We start from the raw sequence: 17,930 nt of genomic DNA, 5'->3' as shown, positions 1-17,930 counted from the left end.
TACTTGACGAGTTTCGCCCGACCAGTCACGCTATTCACAAGAGTGGCAGCTGTTTCTCGGCGGGCAGGAGTGAAGCGACCCGGGAAACGTCACTGTGGCTCCCCGGCGCCCCGTCGTCCTCGACGCAGCCAGCGATTCGGACGCGGCGCGCCAGCCACGTGAATGTGCGCACGGGTGGTAGGTTGACGCCCCCGTGACGATTGGTGTATGGTTGGACGTTGCGCTGGCTGCCTCCTGTCCATACCTCGATTTGCACACGTAAGTTCCACCTTCCGGTGTTACTTCCGTTGTTGCCTGTTCGGGTTTTGTTTGGGTCGTAACCAGCGGAATTCGTAGCAGACAAGCGACGGTCGCGGACCACCACGCGACGCGCGTGAGGTGCTGGAAGGACGCATCTTGGCAGTCTCCACCCAGACCAAGGCAGTTGCCGGAATCCCCGGAGCCCCGTTGCGGGTGTCTTTCGCGAAGATCCGTGAACCCTTGGAGGTGCCCGGACTTCTCGATCTACAGACGGACTCATTTGCATGGTTGATCGGTTCGCCGTCATGGCGTGAAAAAGTTGCCGCGCGCGGCGACGTCGGGCTAGTCGGGGGACTCGAGGAGGTGCTCGAGGAGCTCTCGCCGATCGAGGACTTCTCCGGCTCGATGTCCCTGTCTTTCTCTGATCCTCGGTTCGAAGAGGTCAAGGCCTCGATCGACGAGTGCAAAGACAAGGACATGACCTACGCGGCGCCGCTGTTCGTCACCGCGGAGTTCATCAACAACAACACCGGTGAGATCAAGAGCCAGACGGTCTTCATGGGTGACTTCCCGATGATGACCGACAAGGGCACGTTCATCATCAACGGCACCGAGCGCGTCGTCGTCTCGCAGCTGGTCCGCTCGCCGGGTGTCTACTTCGACCACTCGGTCGACAAGGCCACCGAGAAGGACCTGCACAGCGTGCGCGTCATTCCGTCGCGTGGCGCGTGGCTGGAGTTCGACGTCGACAAGCGCGACACCGTCGGTGTGCGCATCGACCGCAAGCGTCGTCAGCCCGTCACCGTGCTGCTCAAGGCCCTCGGCTGGACGACGGAAGAGATCGTGGAGCGCTTCGGCTTCTCCGAGATCATGATGTCGACCCTGGAGAAGGACAACACCGCCGGTCAGGACGAGGCGCTGCTGGACATCTACCGCAAGCTGCGTCCGGGCGAGCCGCCGACCAAGGAGTCCGCGCAGACCCTGCTGGAGAACCTGTTCTTCAAGGAGAAGCGCTACGACCTCGCCCGCGTGGGTCGCTACAAGATCAACAAGAAGCTCGGCATCCACCTCGGCGAGCAGGTCACCGGCTCGGTGCTGACCAAGGAAGACATCGTCTCCACGATCGAGTACCTGGTCCGGCTGCACGCGGGCGACCGCGTGATGACCGCCCCCGGCGGCGAAGAGGTCCCGGTCGAGATCGACGACATCGACCACTTCGGCAACCGTCGTCTGCGTACCGTCGGCGAGCTGATCCAGAACCAGATCCGGGTCGGCCTGTCCCGGATGGAGCGCGTGGTCCGCGAGCGGATGACCACCCAGGACGTCGAGGCGATCACGCCGCAGACCCTGATCAACATCCGCCCGGTCGTCGCCGCGATCAAGGAGTTCTTCGGCACCTCCCAGCTCTCGCAGTTCATGGACCAGAACAACCCGCTCTCGGGTCTGACCCACAAGCGCCGTCTCTCGGCGCTCGGCCCGGGTGGTCTGTCCCGTGAGCGCGCCGGCCTGGAAGTGCGCGACGTGCACACCTCGCACTACGGCCGCATGTGCCCGATCGAGACCCCGGAAGGCCCGAACATCGGCCTGATCGGTTCGCTGTCGGTGTACGCGCGGGTCAACCCGTTCGGCTTCATCGAGACGCCGTACCGCAAGGTGGTCGACGGCAAGGTCACCGACGAGGTCAAGTACCTCACCGCCGACGAGGAAGACCGGCACGTGCGCGCGCAGGCCAACTCGCCGGTCGACGCGGAAGGCCGCTTCATCGAGGACCGGGTGCTCTGCCGCCGCGGCAACGAGGAGAACGAGCTCGTTCCCGCGTCCGAGGTCGACTACATGGACGTCTCGCCGCGCCAGATGGTCTCGGTCGCGACCGCGATGATCCCGTTCCTCGAGCACGACGACGCCAACCGTGCCCTCATGGGTGCGAACATGCAGCGTCAGGCCGTGCCGCTGATCCGTTCCGAGGCCCCCGTGGTGGGCACCGGCATGGAACTGCGCGCCGCCGTCGACGCCGGTGATGTCGTGGTGAACGAGAAGAGCGGTGTGGTCGAGGAGGTTTCGGCCGACTATGTCACCGTGATGGCCGACGACGGCACCCGCAAGAGCTACCGGATGCGCAAGTTCGCCCGCTCCAACCAGGGCACCTGCGCGAACCAGCGGCCGATCGTGGACGAGGGTCAGCGGGTCGAGACCGGTCAGGTGCTCGCCGATGGTCCGTGCACCGAGAACGGTGAGATGGCGTTGGGCAAGAACTTGCTCGTCGCGATCATGCCGTGGGAGGGCCACAACTACGAGGACGCGATCATCCTGTCGCAGCGCCTGGTGGAAGAGGACGTGCTGACCTCGATCCATATCGAGGAGCACGAGATCGATGCCCGCGACACCAAGCTCGGCGCCGAGGAGATCACCCGCGATATCCCCAACGTCTCCGACGAGGTCCTGGCCGACCTCGACGAGCGTGGCATCGTGCGGATCGGTGCCGAGGTCCGTGACGGTGACATCCTGGTCGGCAAGGTCACCCCGAAGGGTGAGACCGAGCTGACCCCGGAAGAGCGGTTGCTGCGCGCGATCTTCGGTGAGAAGGCCCGCGAGGTGCGTGACACCTCGCTCAAGGTGCCCCACGGTGAGTCGGGCAAGGTCATCGGTATCCGGGTGTTCTCCCGCGAGGACGACGACGATCTGCCCCCCGGTGTCAACGAGCTGGTGCGGGTCTACGTCGCGCAGAAGCGCAAGATCCAAGACGGTGACAAGCTCGCGGGCCGCCACGGCAACAAGGGTGTCATCGGCAAGATCCTGCCCACCGAGGACATGCCGTTCCTGCCCGACGGCACCCCGGTCGACATCATCCTCAACACCCACGGTGTGCCGCGTCGTATGAACATCGGCCAGATCCTCGAAACCCACCTCGGGTGGATCGGCAAGGCCGGCTGGAACGTCGACGTCGCCGCGGACGGAACCCGTCCCGACTGGGCCAAGGCACTGCCGGAGGAGATGCTCGGCGCTCCGTCGAACTCCAACATCGCGACGCCGGTCTTCGACGGCGCCCGCGAGGAGGAGCTCACCGGTCTGCTGGCCTCGACCCTGCCCAACCGTGACGGTGAGCGCATGGTCGACGACAACGGCAAGGCGACGCTGCTCGACGGGCGTTCGGGTGAACCGTTCCCGTACCCGGTGGCGGTCGGCTACATGTACATCCTCAAGCTGCACCACCTGGTCGACGACAAGATCCACGCCCGCTCGACCGGCCCGTACTCGATGATCACCCAGCAGCCGCTCGGCGGTAAGGCCCAGTTCGGTGGCCAGCGCTTCGGTGAAATGGAGTGCTGGGCGATGCAGGCCTACGGCGCCGCCTACACGCTGCAGGAACTGCTCACCATCAAATCCGACGACGTGGTCGGCCGCGTGAAGGTCTACGAGGCGATCGTCAAGGGCGAGAACATTCCGGAACCAGGCATCCCGGAATCGTTCAAGGTGCTCCTCAAAGAACTCCAGTCCCTGTGCCTCAACGTCGAGGTGCTGTCATCCGACGGCGCCGCGATCGAGATGCGCGACGGCGACGACGAGGATCTCGAGCGCGCGGCCGCGAACCTGGGCATCAACCTGTCCAGGAACGAAGCCGCCACCGTAGACGATCTGGCGAACTAGGCGGTAGGCCGAATGCCGTTGCGCCAGCACGGCATTCGGCTCCGCGTTTTACCCACTAGTGAACTTTTGCTCGAATTCGACCCGTACAGGGGAAAGGAAGTTACGTGCTAGACGTCAACTTCTTCGATGAACTCCGGATCGGCCTTGCCACCGCCGACGACATTCGCCAGTGGTCCTTCGGCGAGGTGAAGAAGCCGGAGACCATCAACTACCGCACGCTCAAGCCGGAGAAGGACGGCTTGTTCTGCGAGAAGATCTTCGGTCCCACCCGGGACTGGGAGTGCTACTGCGGCAAGTACAAGCGCGTGCGCTTCAAGGGCATCATCTGTGAGCGCTGTGGCGTCGAGGTGACTCGCGCCAAGGTGCGTCGTGAGCGGATGGGCCACATCGAGCTGGCCGCCCCGGTCACCCACATCTGGTACTTCAAGGGCGTGCCCTCGCGCCTCGGGTACCTGCTCGACCTGGCGCCGAAGGATCTGGAAAAGATCATCTACTTCGCCGCCTACGTCATCGTCGGGGTCGACGAGGAGCTGCGCCACAACGAGCTCAGCACTCTCGAAGCCGAGATGGAGGTCGAGAAGAAGGCGGTCGCCGATCAGCGCGACGCCGACCTGGAGGCCCGCGCCCAGAAGCTCGAGGCCGACCTGGCCGAGCTCGAGGCCGAGGGTGCCAAGTCCGACGTGCGCCGCAAGGTCAAGGACGGCGGCGAGCGCGAGATGCGTCAGCTGCGCGACCGGGCCCAGCGTGAGCTGGACCGGCTCGACGAGATCTGGACCACCTTCACCAAGCTGGCCCCCAAGCAGCTCATCGTCGACGAGGTGCTCTACCGCGAGCTGATCGACCGCTACGGCGAATACTTCACCGGCGCCATGGGTGCGGAGTCCATCCAGAAGCTGATGGAGAACTTCGACATCGATGCCGAGGCCGAGAGCCTGCGGGAGACCATCCGCAGCGGCAAGGGCCAGAAGAAGCTGCGCGCGCTCAAGCGGCTCAAGGTCGTCGCGGCGTTCCAGACCAACGGCAACTCGCCGATGGGCATGGTGCTCGACGCCGTTCCGGTGATCCCGCCGGAGCTGCGCCCGATGGTTCAGCTCGACGGTGGCCGCTTCGCCACCTCCGACCTGAACGACCTGTACCGCCGCGTGATCAACCGCAACAACCGCCTCAAGCGACTGATCGATCTTGGTGCGCCCGAGATCATCGTCAACAACGAGAAGCGGATGCTGCAGGAGTCCGTGGACGCGCTGTTCGACAACGGTCGTCGCGGCCGCCCGGTCACCGGACCGGGTAACCGCCCGCTGAAGTCGCTGAGCGATCTGCTCAAGGGCAAGCAGGGTCGGTTCCGGCAGAACCTGCTCGGTAAGCGCGTCGACTACTCGGGCCGTTCGGTCATCGTCGTCGGCCCGCAGCTGAAGCTGCACCAGTGCGGTCTGCCCAAGCTGATGGCGCTGGAGCTGTTCAAGCCGTTCGTGATGAAGCGCCTGGTCGACCTGAACCACGCGCAGAACATCAAGTCCGCCAAGCGGATGGTGGAGCGGCAGCGTCCCCAGGTGTGGGATGTCCTCGAAGAGGTCATCGCCGAGCACCCGGTGCTGCTCAACCGCGCGCCCACCCTGCACCGTCTCGGCATCCAGGCGTTCGAGCCGCAGCTCGTCGAGGGTAAGGCGATCCAGCTGCACCCGCTCGTCTGTGAAGCGTTCAACGCCGACTTCGACGGTGACCAGATGGCGGTGCACCTGCCGCTGTCGGCGGAGGCCCAGGCCGAGGCCCGCATCCTGATGCTGTCCTCGAACAACATCCTCTCGCCCGCCTCGGGTCGCCCGCTGGCGATGCCCCGTCTGGACATGGTGACCGGCCTGTTCTACCTGACCCGCCTCGAAGAGGGCGGCAAGGGCGAATACCGGCCTGCCACCAAGGATTCCGCCGAGTTCGGCGTGTACTCCTCGCCCGCCGAGGCGCAGATGGCGGTGGACCGCGGTGAGCTCACCGTGCGTTCGCTGATCAAGGTGCGGCTCACCGAGCAGCGTCCGCCGAAGGACATCGAGGCGGCGCAGTTCCCGGACGGCTGGCAGCGCGGCGACGCGTGGATCGCGGAGACCACCCTCGGTCGCGTGATCTTCAACGAGCTGCTCCCGGCGGACTACGCGTTCATCAACGAGCAGATGCCGAAGAAGCGTCAGGCCACGATCATCAACGATCTGGCCGAGCGTTACCCGATGATCGTGGTCGCGCAGACCGTCGACAAGCTGAAGGACGCCGGCTTCTACTGGGCCACCCGTTCCGGCGTGACGGTCTCGATGTCCGACGTGCTCGTGCCGCCGGAGAAGACCGAGATCATGGAGCGCTACGAGGCGCAGTCCGACCAGATCGAGAAGAAGTACCAGCGCGGTGCCCTCGATCACCAGGAGCGCAACAACGCCCTGGTGAAGATCTGGCAGGAGGCGACCGAAGAAGTCGGTCGCGCGCTGCGGTCGCACTACCCGGCCGACAACCCGATCATCACGATCGTCGACTCGGGCGCCACCGGTAACTTCACCCAGACTCGTACCCTCGCGGGTATGAAGGGCCTGGTGACGAACCCGAAGGGTGAGTTCATCCCGCGGCCGATCAAGTCCTCCTTCCGTGAGGGCCTGACGGTGCTGGAGTACTTCATCAACACCCACGGTGCGCGTAAGGGTCTGGCCGATACCGCGCTGCGTACCGCCGACTCGGGCTACCTGACCCGTCGTCTGGTGGACGTCTCGCAGGACGTGATCGTGCGCGAGCACGACTGCGCCACCGAGCGCGGCATCGTGGTGCCGATCGCGGAGAAGCAGCCGGACGGCACCATCATCCGCGACGCGCACGTCGAGACCAGTGCCTACGCTCGGACGCTCGCGTCCGACGCGGTGGACGCCAACGGCAACGTTGTCGTCGGCAAGGGCGCCGACCTCGGCGACCCGGCCATCGAGGCGCTGCTCGACGCGGGCATCACCGAGGTGAAGGTCCGCTCCGTGCTGACCTGCACCACCGGCACCGGCGTGTGTGCGACCTGCTACGGCCGCTCCATGGCGACCGGCAAGCTGGTCGACATCGGCGAGGCCGTCGGTATCGTCGCCGCGCAGTCCATCGGTGAGCCCGGTACCCAGCTGACCATGCGTACCTTCCACCAGGGTGGTGTCGCGGGCGATGACATCACCGGCGGTCTGCCCCGTGTGCAGGAGCTCTTCGAGGCTCGTGTGCCCAAGGGCAAGGCGCCGATCGCCGAGGTCTCCGGCCGGGTGCGGCTCGAGGACGACGACCGCTTCTACAAGATCACCATCATCCCGGATGACGGTGGCGAAGAGGTTGTCTACGACAAGCTCTCGAAGCGGCAGCGACTGCGCGTGTTCAAGCACGACGACGGCACCGAGCGTCTGCTCTCCGACGGCGACCACGTCGAGGTCGGCCAGCAGCTGCTGGAAGGCGCGGCGGATCCGCACGAGGTGCTGCGCATCATGGGCCCCCGTCAGGTACAGATCCACCTGGTCCACGAGGTCCAGGAGGTCTACCGCTCGCAGGGTGTGTCGATCCACGACAAGCACATCGAGGTCATCGTGCGCCAGATGCTGCGTCGCGTGACGATCATCGATTCGGGCGCGACGGAGTTCCTGCCCGGCTCGCTCACCGAGCGTTCCGAGTTCGAGGCCTCCAACCGTCGCGTCGTCGCCGAGGGCAACGAGCCCGCGGCGGGTCGCCCGGTGCTGATGGGTATCACGAAGGCGTCGCTCGCGACCGATTCGTGGCTGTCGGCGGCGTCGTTCCAGGAGACCACTCGAGTCCTGACGGACGCGGCGATCAACTGCCGCTCCGACAAGCTCATCGGCCTCAAGGAGAACGTCATCATCGGTAAGCTGATCCCGGCCGGTACCGGCATCAACCGGTACCGCAACATCCAGGTGCAGCCGACCGAAGAAGCCCGTGCCGCCGCGTACGCGGTGCCGTCCTACGACGACACCTACTACAGCCCGGACAGCTTCGGCCAAACCACCGGCGCCGCAGTCCCGCTCGACGACTACGGCTTCAGCGACTACCGCTGACCGGAACGCCGACGGCCCCTCGCTCTTCGGAGCGGGGGGCCGTTTGCTTTGTCGACGGTTCGTGACGACATGCCGTGAGACTCGCCGTAGCGGGATCGAGAAGGGCTGCGCGATCGGCGTTTTGGTATCCGAAGCGTGATCATAAGAGCATTCCGGCGCGGATAGTTTCTGTGAGAATATTTTCAGTTGATGGGGTTTGGCTGTGGGTGGTGGGTACTGCGGCTGGTGTCCTCAGCCGAAATGTGTTCTCTCCATTGCTGAAAGCGAGCCGTTGCATGACCGACCACCAGATCTTCGATCTCGGTGACTTCACCACTCAGCACGGGGCGACCCTGCGTGGTGCGTTTCTGGCCTACGCCACCTACGGCGAGTTGAACGCCGACAAAAGCAACGCGGTGGTGTATCCGACGTGGTATTCGGGGCGGCACGGCGACAACGAGTGGCTGATCGGCGCGGGTATGGCGCTCGACCCGGCGAAGTACTTCATCATCGTGCCGAACATGCTCGGCAACGGGCTGTCCAGCTCGCCGAGCAACACCCCGCCGCCCTACGACCGGGCGCGGTTCCCGAACATCACGATGTACGACCAGGTGGCGGCGCAATACCGTTTGGTGACAGAGCAATTCGGCATCGAGCGGCTGGCGCTGGTGACGGGCTGGTCGATGGGGGCCGGCCAGACCTATCAGTGGGCGGTGAGTCATCCGGAAATGGTGCGCCGGATCGCTCCGTTCTGCGGTTCGGCCCGAACCAGCGTGCACAACAAGGTCTTTCTGGAGGGTGTGCGGGCGGCGCTCACCGCCGACTCGGCCTTCGCGGGCGGCTGGTACGGCGAGCGCTGGCCGACCACCGGATTGCGGGCGCTGGCACGGGTTTACGCGGGCTGGGGCTTTTCGCAGGCCTTCTACTGGGAGCGCGAGTACGAGAAGCTCGGCTACTCCTCGCTGGAGGATTTCCTCGTCGCCTTCTGGGAGGGCTTCTTCCTCGACGATCGCGACCCTAACAACCTGCTTGCCATGCTGTGGACCTGGCAGCACGCCGATGTCGGCCGCACGCCCGGCTTCGACGGCGACACCGAGGCCGCGCTGGCCTCGATCCGGGCGACCACCCTGGTGCTGCCCGCCGAGAAGGACCTGTACTTTCCGCCGGAGGATGAGGCGTGGGCGGTCGGGCACATCCCCGGCGCCGAACTGCGCGTGATTCCCGGGATCTGGGGCCATTTCGCCGGTTTCGGCGGCAACCCCGCCGACACGCAGTTCATCGACACCGCCCTAACGGAACTCTTGCGAAGGCCGGGCGGACCCGTCTGATCGGGCGGGTCATGGAATGCATCGTGGCGGCCGTGCTCGGCCCGCTGCTGTTGGCAGGCATCGTAGTGCTCGCGGTCTGGGACGACATCCGTGACCGAGGCGACGACTATCCAGAACACCTCGGCGAACGAGAACGTGACTGACAGACCAGGGTCGACTCCCGAGCTGAGGGCCGAGCCCGGTACTGCGCACTCGTACTGCGAGACCCGTTGGGCCATTTCACGTCTACCGAATCCGGTGCGTGTGACTCTGGCGAGGCGGTAGGAGCTACGGCGTAGACGGAGGTGCTACGGCGTAGACAGGGGGGTGTCGGACGGGGTATGTAAATAGAACACGTTTCAGTTCTGGAGTTCGGCGGGAGATGCGATGGACAACGCGGCCATGGGGGAGTTGGTGATGGCGGGATTCCAGAAGCTGGGGTTCATCCAGTTCACAGGGATCGAGGGGGTGGAGTTCGACGCAGGCCGCAACGTCGTGCGCATGGCACCGCGCGCGGAACATCTGAACCACAACGGCGATCTGCACGCGGCGGTACTGTTCGGCCTGGCCGAGACCGCGGCGATGGGCGCGTCGGTGTCGGGGATCGTCGACCTGATGGGTGAAACCTTCATCGTGGCCAGGGACGGCCGGATCGAATACCGGGCCCGCGCGAAAGGCGACGCCGGGCCGTTTCTGGCCACGTCCGAGGTCGCAGGCGACACCTTGCAGCAGGTGCGCACCGATATCGCCGCCAGGGTGCCGATCGAACTGGAGGTGCCGGTGAACATCACCGACACCTCCGGAAAGTCCGTCGCCGCGGCGGCGTTCACCGCGGTGATCCGGCCACGCCGCCGATAGCGTGGCGGCCGGGCGCTACCGCTCGCTGTCCAGCATGTCCATCTGCTCGGCCGCATAACGCTCGCCCGCGATCCGATCGACCGGCACGGCCGCCTCGATGGTGGCCAGTTCGGCCTCGGTGAGCGCGATGTCGAGCGCGCCGACCGCCTCGGCCCAGCGTTCGCGGCGGCGTGCGCCGACGAGCGGCACGATGTCCGAGCCGCGGGTCAGCACCCAGGCGATGGCCAGCTGCGCCACCGAAACCGCTTTCGCGGTGGCGATCTCGGCGAGCGCGGCCACCAGTTCCAGGTTCCGGTCCAGGTTCGCGCCTTGGAAGCGCGGGCTGTGGGCGCGGAAATCGCTGGCCGCGAATGTATTTCCGGCCTGTACCGAGTTGCTGAGCAACCCGCGCGACAGCACGCCGTAGGCGGTGACGCCGATGCCCAATTCCCGGCAGACCGGCAGGATCTCGGCTTCGATACCGCGCGAGAGCAGCGAGTACTCGATCTGCAGGTCGGCGATCGGGTGCACGGCCGCGGCCCGGCGGATGGTGTCCGCGCCGACCTCGGACAATCCCACGTGCCGGACATAACCGGCCGCGACGAGTTCGCCGATCGCGCCGACGGTGTCCTCGATCGGCACGTTCGGGTCCAGCCGGGCGGGCCGGTAGATGTCGACATAGTCGACGCCGAGCCGCTGCAGGCTGTAGGTCAGGAAGTTGCGCAGGGCCTCGGGCCGGGTGTCCACGCCACCCCAGGTGCCCCCGGGTCCGCGCAGCGCGCCGAACTTCACGCTGAGCACGATGTCCTCGCGGGGCCGCGCCGCGATGGCCTTGCCGATCAGTAGCTCGTTGTGGCCCGCGCCGTAGAAATCGCCCGTATCGATCAGGTTCGCGCCCGCGTCGAGCGCGGCGTGGATGGTGGCCGTTGATTCGGCGTCGTCGGTGGCGCCGTACATCCCGGACATGCCCATCGCGCCGAGTCCGATCCGGCTGACCTCGGGGCCGGTCTTACCGAGCTGAACTGTGCGAATCTTCGATGTCGTCATGTCACCAGCCTGAACCCATCGACCGGCGCGCGACAAAGACGGTCTATCGGGGGATCGCCGATCCCTGGTTGACCCGGCCGTTTCGGGGCACAGTGGTGGCATGGAACGCACCGAACTCGCCGACTTCCTGCGCCGCCGCCGCGAGCAGCTGACGCCGGCGGCGGTGGGTTTGCCACCCGGTGCCCGGCGCCGCACCCCAGGCCTGCGCCGCGATGAGTGGCGGTGCGTCTTTAGGACACCAAACGCATCCTGCATCCGTAGGTCGGCTTGATCGATACAGTCTGCGAAACGCTGCTGACGCCGAGTGCCGCGCAGCGGCTACTGGTCTACCTGCCGCGTCCGGGTACCGACGCGGCCGAGAAGCTGGATCTGTTGCGCGTCATCGGCACTCAGGAGCTCGCCGCGCTCCCGGATATCGCGCCTTGACGGCTCAGGGTGCGCCGGAGGCGTATTCGAGGGCCGCGTCGATCGCGGGTTGTCCGCCCGCCATGGCCAGCCCCGCCGCCGCGCCGATCGCGGCGCCGAGCACCGTCGTGAGCGGCACCGTGATGAAGTCGAGCACGAACAGACCGAGCGGAAAGCCGAGCACGAACCCGATCGCGGCGCCGATTCCGGCGCCCGCCACCACGATCGGCATCGCCTTCTCGACCTCGGCGAAGAAGCGCTCCTGCGCACGCACGTCGCGCAGCGGCGCACCTGACTGGCCGACGGGGGCGAGCACGAGACGATGTCCGGCATCCTCGACCACCGGACGCACTGCCACCTGTCGGTCGCCGACGCGCAGTGCCATCGGCAGTGCGGCAACGACATTGCCGTTGTGATCGTTGAGCGTGACGACGCGCCCGTCGTGGATCACCTCGAAACGACCGTGCGCGATGGTCGCCACCGCGGCCCTGCGGTCGGCGGAGGCCGCGACCCGGTAGTCGATGTCTTCGAAGGTGCCGCGCACATCGAGCGGTCCGTCGGGTGTGTCGGCGGGGTTCGCGTTGGCGCCGCCCGAGGTGATGACCGTGGCCACGATGGCGCATAGTGTCGTAGCGGCGATTCTGGAGATGCTCATCGTGCTCTTTTCTGGCGCTGCCCCTGCGCGGGTATTCGATCGGGCACGATACCCGCTGCTGGCCCGCGGCTGAAGAGCCTCGAGCGCAACACAACTCGGTTCAGCGCGGCAACTGTTCGCTGAGCCTGCGCAGATAGCCGGCGAATCGTTTGCGGTCGGCGTCGTCCCAGTCCGCGGTGAGTTCGGCGAAGACCTGGCGTTGCCAGGTGTAGGCGTCGGCCAGTAGTTGCTCGCCGTCGGTGGTCAGGGCGAGGAAGGTCTTGCGTCGGTCGTGCGCGGCGGCGGTGCGGGCGAGCAGGCCCGCCGCGGTGGCGTCGCGCACCATCCGGCTCGCGCCCGAATGGTCAAGTCCGAGTTGATGTGCCACGGTGCCGATGGTCGCCTCGCCACCCTGCTCGACGGTCGCCGCGACCGCCTCGACCACTTGCACGTGCTGTGCGCCGCGCAATTGCGCGGGCAGGTTTTCCGAGGTCCGGTTGATCCAGCGACGGGACCAGAAGCGCACCAGCCGGAACAGTGCGAGCCCGCCGTCGGTGGCGCTTCCTGATCGTTCGATCGCCCGTCTGCTCATGACTCCAGCCTAGCTCGCGGCCCGTATTAGCATGCGTATCGCATGTATATTTGTATGTGAATCGCATACTTCTGGGAGGTAGTCGTGACCATAGTCCTCAACCACACCATCGTTGCGTCGGCCGACCGGCACGCCGCCGCACGGTTTTTCGCCGATCTGCTCGGGCTGTCGGTGGGCCCGCCGACCGGTCCCTTCGTGCCGGTGCGGGTCAACGATGACCTGACCCTCGACTTCGACGACCGTACCGCCGTAGCGCCCGGCCACTACGCCTTTCTCGTCGACGACGACACCTTCGACGCGGTAATGGATCGGCTCACGCGACGGCCCGATATCGAGTTCGGCGCCGGGGTGGGGCACGGCTGGGACCGGGCCGTGCGACAGCTGGTGGGTGGCCGGGGCGTCTACGTGCTCGCCCCGGACGGCCACAGCTACGAATTGTTCACCGTCGCACCGTGATCGGTGGCCGCGGAATCAGGTGCGGGCCGGGCCGATCCGGCGTTTACGCGGCTTCAAATGCAGCGCGGGCAGCGGTGGGGCCGGAATGCGCTGCTGCGGCGGGTGTCCCGCGATATCGGCGAACCGGCCGAGATTGTGGTTCTCCCAATCGTTTCGGGCCGACACGATCTCGTCGTGGTTGCGCGCGACGAAATTCCACCACATCACCAGTTCCTCGCCGAACGGCTCGCCGCCGATCAACGCGAAATGCGCGCCGTGCGCACTGGAAAACGACAGCTCGGTGCGTTCGGTGCCGAGATACAGCAGTGGTCCCGCGGTCAACGGCGTGCCGTCGACGCGCACCTCACCCTCGATCACCAGCACGGCGTGCTCGAAGGCGGGCTCGACCGCGAGGGTGGTCTCGGCGCCCGCGGTCAGCCGGATGTCGGCGCCGACGATCGGGGTGTACGCGGTTGCCGGTGAGGTGTGCCCGGCCAGCGTGCCGATCAGCACCACGGCCTCGATGCCGTCCGCTCGATGGATCGGCAGCTCACGGTGCTGTTCGAAATGCGGGGCGATCCCGGTTCGGTTGCCGGGCAAGGCGATCCACAGCTGCAGACCGTGCCCGGCGGGTGCGCCCGCGACACCGTATTCGGAGTGTGCGATGCCGCGCCCCGAGGTCATCAGATTCAGCTGACCCGGCGCGATCGCGACGTCCGAGCCGACCGAATCACGGTGCCGGATCCGTCCGTCGAACGGCCAGGTCACCGTTTGCAGGCCGATGTGCGGATGCGGATCGATATCCGGGGAGGCGCCCGTCGTGGTGACGGTGGGCGAGCCGAAATGATCGAGGAAGCACCACGCGCCGACGGTCGGCAGATCCCGTTGCGGCAGCACGCGTTCCACGAACACGCCACGTACGCCGCCGAGCGGCACCTCACGGGCCGGATACAGCTCCGCGACCGGGCCGGGGCCCGGCGCCGGTTCACACAGTGCTTCCTCCGGACGAGCCTCCAGATCACTCACGACTCCGCTCCGCTCCGTCGTGCGTGACACACACTGTGCCTTCGGTTCGCTCGCTGAGGCTCGCTCACGACTCCGCTCCGCTCCGTCGTGCGTGACACACACTGTGCCTTCGGTTCGCTCGCTGAGGCTCGCTCACGACTCCGCTCCGCTCACCGGGTGATCCCCTTGCCGATGACATGCGCGTCGTACTGCGGGTGCTTGTCCAGGTAGGCCTTGATGAACGGGCACAGCGGCCGGATCTCGCGCTTGCGCTCGACGGCGTCCTCGATGGCCTGCTTGGCCAGAATGCTGCCCAGCCCCTTACCGGAGAACGCGCCGTCGATCTCGGTATGGGTGAACACGGTCTCCGTGCCGCGCTCCTCGTACTCGGCGAACCCGGCGAGCTCGCCGCCGTAGGTCACCTCGTAGCGGTGCTTCTCGTCGTTACGGACGACCTTGGCGTCGGGTGTGGCTGCGGTCATGGTCGAGTGCTCCTTCGGTGTGCGTACCGGGTGTTTGCTCAGGATCGACACGCGATTGAACGCGCCGATCGTCGTGGCCACCCAGATGACGGTGGACAGCTGATCGTCGGTCAGGACCTCGCGAGCCGCCGTGTAGGCCCGCTCCAGCGTGTCCTCGTCCGGCAGGGTCGTGGTGACCTCGGCCAGTCGCAGGACGGCCCGCTCGAGCGGCGAGTACAGATCCGTGCGGTCCCACGCCGGCAGAACCGCGAGTTCCTGCGCGGTATTCCCCGCGGCGAGCGCGGCACGCCCATGCACGTCCAGGCAGACCGCACAGCCGTTGATCTGCGAAACCCGCATGTTGATCAGTTCGACGAGTTTGCGGTCCAGGCCCACCGCCGTCGCCGCGGCCCGTACTTCGTTGGCGACCTTGACGAGTGCGCGATAGACACCGGGCGTCTGCTTGTCGATCCAGACGCGGTCATGCGATTGATCGGGCTTCACCTTGATGGATGCTAGCCCCTCCTGGATCGGGCCCGCCGCGGGGCGGCGCATAAACGGACCGAAGTCCACGTCTTGTTACGGCGGTGTTCAGAACTCGTAGAGATCGTTGTCCAGACCTCGCGCCGACCCGTGGCGCGCTCCGAGAATGGGAGAGTTCGTCGAAGGAGCAATGCCATGAGGTTTCGCAACCGGACCGCACCCACCCTGGTCGCCGCCTGCCGGCGCGGCGCGCATCGGATCTGGGCCAGGCAGGATCTCACCGCGCAGGAACGGGCCGATCTGCTGGCGGGGTGGACTCCGCCCGCGGTGGTCAGCGCGTCGCTCGGTGGCCGCGGCGTCCACTGACCGGGCCGCGGGTGTTTCGAATCAGAGCTCGACGAACCGGCGCAACTGGAACGGCTCGACCAGGATCTCGTCCAACGCGGCCGCGCCCTGCTTCAGGTGCGGGGTCTCGAAATGCTCGGCCAGCGCGTCGGCGTCGATCCACTCCTCGAGCAGCACCATTTTGGCCGGATCGGTGGGGTGCAGGTACAGCTCGTAGCGCACGCAGCCCGGCTCGGCGACAGTCGGCGCGACCAAGTTCTCCAGCACTTCGCGCAGCTCGGACTCCCGGCCCGGCTTGGCGGTGAATCGGACATTGAGCGTCAGGTTGGCCACGTTGTACTCCAGATCTGTTGTGGTGCTTGCTATCCATTCGGGTCGCCGGTCATACCCGGAGTCCTTCGCCGTTCCGCGCGTTGCTCGGGATCGGTCGCACAGGTTGTGCCTTGCCCTCGTATATGTCGATCTTGTAGTCGAGCACGGCCACGGTCTGCCGCAGTTCGTCGATCTTGGCGAGCACCTCGGCACGCGTCTTGCGGAACATCGCCAGTCGCTCGGGGAACGTCGAATCCCCCGCGCGCACGAGTTCCGCGTACCGGACCATGTCGGCCACCGACATGCCGGTGGTGCGCAGCCGGCCGATCAGGGTCAGCCACTCCAGGTCGCGGTCGCTGAAGCGCCGCTTGCCGGTGCGATCGCGGCCGATGTAGTCCATCAACCCGATCCGTTCGTACCAGCGCAACGTGTCCCTGGTCAGCCCCGAGCGCTCGGAGACCTCCCCGATCGAATAGCGCGGCGTTTCCCGGTCGCTGCCTCGCTCGTTGCGCGCGGTTTCACTCACGACATTCGCCTTTCCGTCTGAACCCAGTCGACGCTAGTCGCCTGGAGTGCGCTCCAAGCAACCCTCATTCTGCCGAAACCCCAATGCCTTCCCGCCGATCCGGTGCTTTGCGTGGGGCACTGGAGCCGACCGGGTGGGGCGAGCTGAGGAGCGAGGGTGACGGCACTTCCGGAACCGTGGCGGCTGCTGACGATTGCCGACTATTTGGCACTCGATGAGGACGAGCTGGTTCGCCGCGAGTTGCAAGAGGGGGTTCTCGCCATTTCGCCGTCGCTGAAACCGCGCCACAATGTCGCGGGTATGCGGCTTTCCAGCCAAGTAGACGCGCAGCTTCCAGCGCACCTGGTCGCCTTCCGGCTCACCGAGGAACTCGGGTACGCCGACGACGGCGAGGTGACCGGAACCTTCACCACCTCCTCGCCGTGCCCGCTGACCATCGATCTGAAGCAGCTCGGCTGACGGTCAGGCGGGTCGCGGTGGCGCGGGCTCAGCCGTAGTTCGGCAGTTCCTGGATGGCCCACTTGTTGCCGTCGGGGTCGGCGAAGTAGGTGAACTTACCCCAGGGGAGTTCCTCGACCGGGCTGGCGGCCACGCCCGCGGCGCTCAGCTGCTTGTAGGCGGCCTCGGCGTCGGCGACGACGATCTGCATGCCGACGACGCTGCCGGGAGCCGCGTCGGTGACGCCTTCGCCGATGCAGATCGAGCAGGCCGAGCCGGGCGGGGTGAGCTGCACGAACCGCACGTTCTCGTCGACCCGGTGGTCGTGATCGGCGTTGAAACCGATGCCGGTGTAGAAGTCCTTCGCCCGATCGACGTCGGTGACCGGGATCGCGATGAGCTCGATTTTCCAATCCATTGCCAGAGCATGGCACCGTGCACCGACAAAGTCCCGGATTCGGGCCTACCCTGGTGCCATGCCAGGTAAGGACATCGACCGGATCCGGGCCCGTTCGGCCTGGGCGACGGTCAAAGAAAGCCCCGTGATCACCGCGATCGCGGTCGCGCCGGTGGCACTCGCGGTCGCGCTCGTGTGGTGGCTGGTCGGCGGCTTCGCCGCGTTCGTGCTGCTGGTCGTGCTCGGCGCGGTCGTAGTGGTCGGCGGCAAGCTGCTCCGCTGAGCGTCCGCTCAGCGGGGGATGTGGAAGCGCACCAGCTCTCCGGCTCCCGGGTCGACCTGCGCCCACGGTCGGTCGAACTCGAGCACCGCCAGCGCCGAGGTGGGAAACTTTCGGCTGAGCTCGATGGCCGGCGCCGAAGCGCGGTTGCTCGCCAACTCCCATGCCGTCCACGGCATTCCGGGCGCATGCCCGATCACCAGCAGCGTCGCGACGTCGTCGTCGCTGAGCTGGACCAATTCGATCAGGGTCTGCGGCGAGGCCTCGTAGATGCCCGCCTCGTAGACGACCGGCGCGGTGATGCCGGTGGCCGCCAGCGTCTGCCTGGTGCGCGTGGCGGTGGAACACCGCACGGCGTCGATCGGCGGCTGGGTGCGGCGCAACCATTCCCCCGCCAAGCCCGCTTCGCGTTGCCCGCGCGGGGCAAGCGGGCGTTCGTGGTCGTCGACACCGTCGGGATATGCCGACTTTCCGTGCCGCATGAGGATCAGAGTCCGCACCATG

19 protein-coding genes and 1 pseudogene are annotated in these 17,930 nt (G+C 66.5%); 10 read left to right on the top strand and 10 right to left on the bottom strand.

Annotation, left to right across the window (positions count from 1 at the left end):
• Positions 1-378 precede the first annotated feature (378 nt).
• The 5 genes from F5X71_RS32490 to F5X71_RS32475 all read left to right on the top strand — a co-directional run bounded on the left by F5X71_RS32490 (position 379) and on the right by F5X71_RS32475 (position 10,087).
• Positions 379-3,885, top strand: a complete 3,507-nt coding sequence (locus F5X71_RS32490) for a DNA-directed RNA polymerase subunit beta (RefSeq protein ID WP_167465423.1) — start codon at positions 379-381, stop codon at positions 3,883-3,885.
• Between the two features lie 104 nt (positions 3,886-3,989).
• Positions 3,990-7,943, top strand: a complete 3,954-nt coding sequence (locus tag F5X71_RS32485; RefSeq protein ID WP_167465422.1) for a DNA-directed RNA polymerase subunit beta' — start codon at positions 3,990-3,992, stop codon at positions 7,941-7,943.
• 275 nt (positions 7,944-8,218) lie between these two features.
• Positions 8,219-9,250, top strand: a complete 1,032-nt coding sequence (locus F5X71_RS32480) for an alpha/beta fold hydrolase (protein WP_167465421.1) — start codon at positions 8,219-8,221, stop codon at positions 9,248-9,250.
• Between the two features lie 11 nt (positions 9,251-9,261).
• Positions 9,262-9,393 (top strand): hypothetical protein, encoded by a 132-nt coding sequence (locus F5X71_RS37555; RefSeq protein ID WP_275106757.1) that lies wholly within the window; start codon positions 9,262-9,264, stop codon positions 9,391-9,393.
• A 223-nt stretch (positions 9,394-9,616) separates the two neighbouring features.
• A complete protein-coding gene (locus F5X71_RS32475) occupies positions 9,617-10,087 on the top strand; it encodes a PaaI family thioesterase (protein ID WP_167465420.1) in 471 nt (156 codons plus the stop codon).
• 15 nt (positions 10,088-10,102) lie between these two features.
• Here the strand turns inward: F5X71_RS32475 and F5X71_RS32470 are convergent, their stop codons facing one another.
• On the bottom strand, positions 10,103-11,113 hold the full coding sequence (locus F5X71_RS32470) for an aldo/keto reductase (RefSeq protein ID WP_167465419.1): 1,011 nt from the start codon (positions 11,111-11,113) through the stop codon (positions 10,103-10,105).
• A gap of 267 nt (positions 11,114-11,380) precedes the next feature.
• Between F5X71_RS32470 and F5X71_RS37330 the strand changes: the two genes are divergently transcribed.
• Complete coding sequence (locus F5X71_RS37330; RefSeq protein ID WP_238815589.1) at positions 11,381-11,539, top strand: hypothetical protein; 159 nt, start codon at positions 11,381-11,383, stop codon at positions 11,537-11,539.
• A gap of 4 nt (positions 11,540-11,543) precedes the next feature.
• Here F5X71_RS37330 and F5X71_RS32460 read toward each other — a convergent pair whose 3' ends face one another.
• Both F5X71_RS32460 and F5X71_RS32455 read right to left on the bottom strand, forming a co-directional pair.
• Positions 11,544-12,173, bottom strand: coding sequence for a hypothetical protein (locus tag F5X71_RS32460; protein ID WP_167465418.1), 630 nt, complete (start codon positions 12,171-12,173; stop codon positions 11,544-11,546).
• Between the two features lie 100 nt (positions 12,174-12,273).
• Positions 12,274-12,744: a MarR family winged helix-turn-helix transcriptional regulator gene (locus F5X71_RS32455; RefSeq protein ID WP_167465417.1), complete on the bottom strand. Its 471-nt coding sequence runs from the start codon at positions 12,742-12,744 to the stop codon at positions 12,274-12,276.
• 84 nt (positions 12,745-12,828) lie between these two features.
• Between F5X71_RS32455 and F5X71_RS32450 the strand changes: the two genes are divergently transcribed.
• Positions 12,829-13,200, top strand: a complete 372-nt coding sequence (locus F5X71_RS32450) for a VOC family protein (RefSeq protein ID WP_167465416.1) — start codon at positions 12,829-12,831, stop codon at positions 13,198-13,200.
• A gap of 15 nt (positions 13,201-13,215) precedes the next feature.
• Here F5X71_RS32450 and F5X71_RS32445 read toward each other — a convergent pair whose 3' ends face one another.
• The 3 genes and pseudogenes from F5X71_RS32445 to F5X71_RS37650 all read right to left on the bottom strand — a co-directional run.
• Entirely contained in the window at positions 13,216-14,205 is a 990-nt protein-coding gene (locus tag F5X71_RS32445) for a pirin family protein (protein WP_167465415.1), read from the bottom strand.
• Positions 14,206-14,354: 149 nt separating this feature from the next.
• On the bottom strand, positions 14,355-14,666 hold the full coding sequence (locus F5X71_RS37655; RefSeq protein WP_342803780.1) for a GNAT family N-acetyltransferase: 312 nt from the start codon (positions 14,664-14,666) through the stop codon (positions 14,355-14,357).
• 21 nt (positions 14,667-14,687) lie between these two features.
• A pseudogene (locus F5X71_RS37650) lies at positions 14,688-15,200 on the bottom strand (carboxymuconolactone decarboxylase family protein); the annotation flags it as partial.
• Between the two features lie 123 nt (positions 15,201-15,323).
• Between F5X71_RS37650 and F5X71_RS32435 the strand changes: the two are divergent.
• Complete coding sequence (locus tag F5X71_RS32435; RefSeq protein ID WP_167465414.1) at positions 15,324-15,494, top strand: hypothetical protein; 171 nt, start codon at positions 15,324-15,326, stop codon at positions 15,492-15,494.
• A 21-nt stretch (positions 15,495-15,515) separates the two neighbouring features.
• Here the strand turns inward: F5X71_RS32435 and F5X71_RS32430 are convergent, their stop codons facing one another.
• Both F5X71_RS32430 and F5X71_RS32425 read right to left on the bottom strand, forming a co-directional pair.
• Positions 15,516-15,806, bottom strand: a complete 291-nt coding sequence (locus F5X71_RS32430; RefSeq protein WP_238815587.1) for a putative quinol monooxygenase — start codon at positions 15,804-15,806, stop codon at positions 15,516-15,518.
• Positions 15,807-15,855: 49 nt separating this feature from the next.
• Positions 15,856-16,311, bottom strand: coding sequence for a MerR family transcriptional regulator (locus F5X71_RS32425; RefSeq protein WP_167465413.1), 456 nt, complete (start codon positions 16,309-16,311; stop codon positions 15,856-15,858).
• Positions 16,312-16,467: 156 nt separating this feature from the next.
• Between F5X71_RS32425 and F5X71_RS32420 the strand changes: the two genes are divergently transcribed.
• The gene (locus F5X71_RS32420; RefSeq protein WP_167465412.1) at positions 16,468-16,770 is read left to right on the top strand and encodes a hypothetical protein; all 303 of its coding nucleotides are present in this window, start codon (positions 16,468-16,470) and stop codon (positions 16,768-16,770) included.
• Between the two features lie 28 nt (positions 16,771-16,798).
• Here F5X71_RS32420 and F5X71_RS32415 read toward each other — a convergent pair whose 3' ends face one another.
• Positions 16,799-17,167 carry a glyoxalase superfamily protein gene (locus F5X71_RS32415; protein ID WP_167465411.1) on the bottom strand — a complete coding sequence of 123 codons (369 nt, stop codon included), beginning with the start codon at positions 17,165-17,167 and terminating at the stop codon, positions 16,799-16,801.
• Between the two features lie 58 nt (positions 17,168-17,225).
• On the opposite strand from F5X71_RS32415, the gene F5X71_RS32410 reads away from it, so the two are divergent.
• Entirely contained in the window at positions 17,226-17,429 is a 204-nt protein-coding gene (locus F5X71_RS32410; protein ID WP_167465410.1) for a hypothetical protein, read from the top strand.
• 8 nt (positions 17,430-17,437) lie between these two features.
• Here F5X71_RS32410 and F5X71_RS32405 read toward each other — a convergent pair whose 3' ends face one another.
• Complete coding sequence (locus tag F5X71_RS32405; protein ID WP_167465409.1) at positions 17,438-17,929, bottom strand: SixA phosphatase family protein; 492 nt, start codon at positions 17,927-17,929, stop codon at positions 17,438-17,440.
• Position 17,930: the final 1 nt, after the last annotated feature.

The sequence above is a fragment of the Nocardia brasiliensis genome, assembly GCF_011801125.1.
Lineage (GTDB): Bacteria > Actinomycetota > Actinomycetes > Mycobacteriales > Mycobacteriaceae > Nocardia > Nocardia brasiliensis_C.
This window is presented reverse-complemented; position numbering and strand designations above follow the sequence as displayed.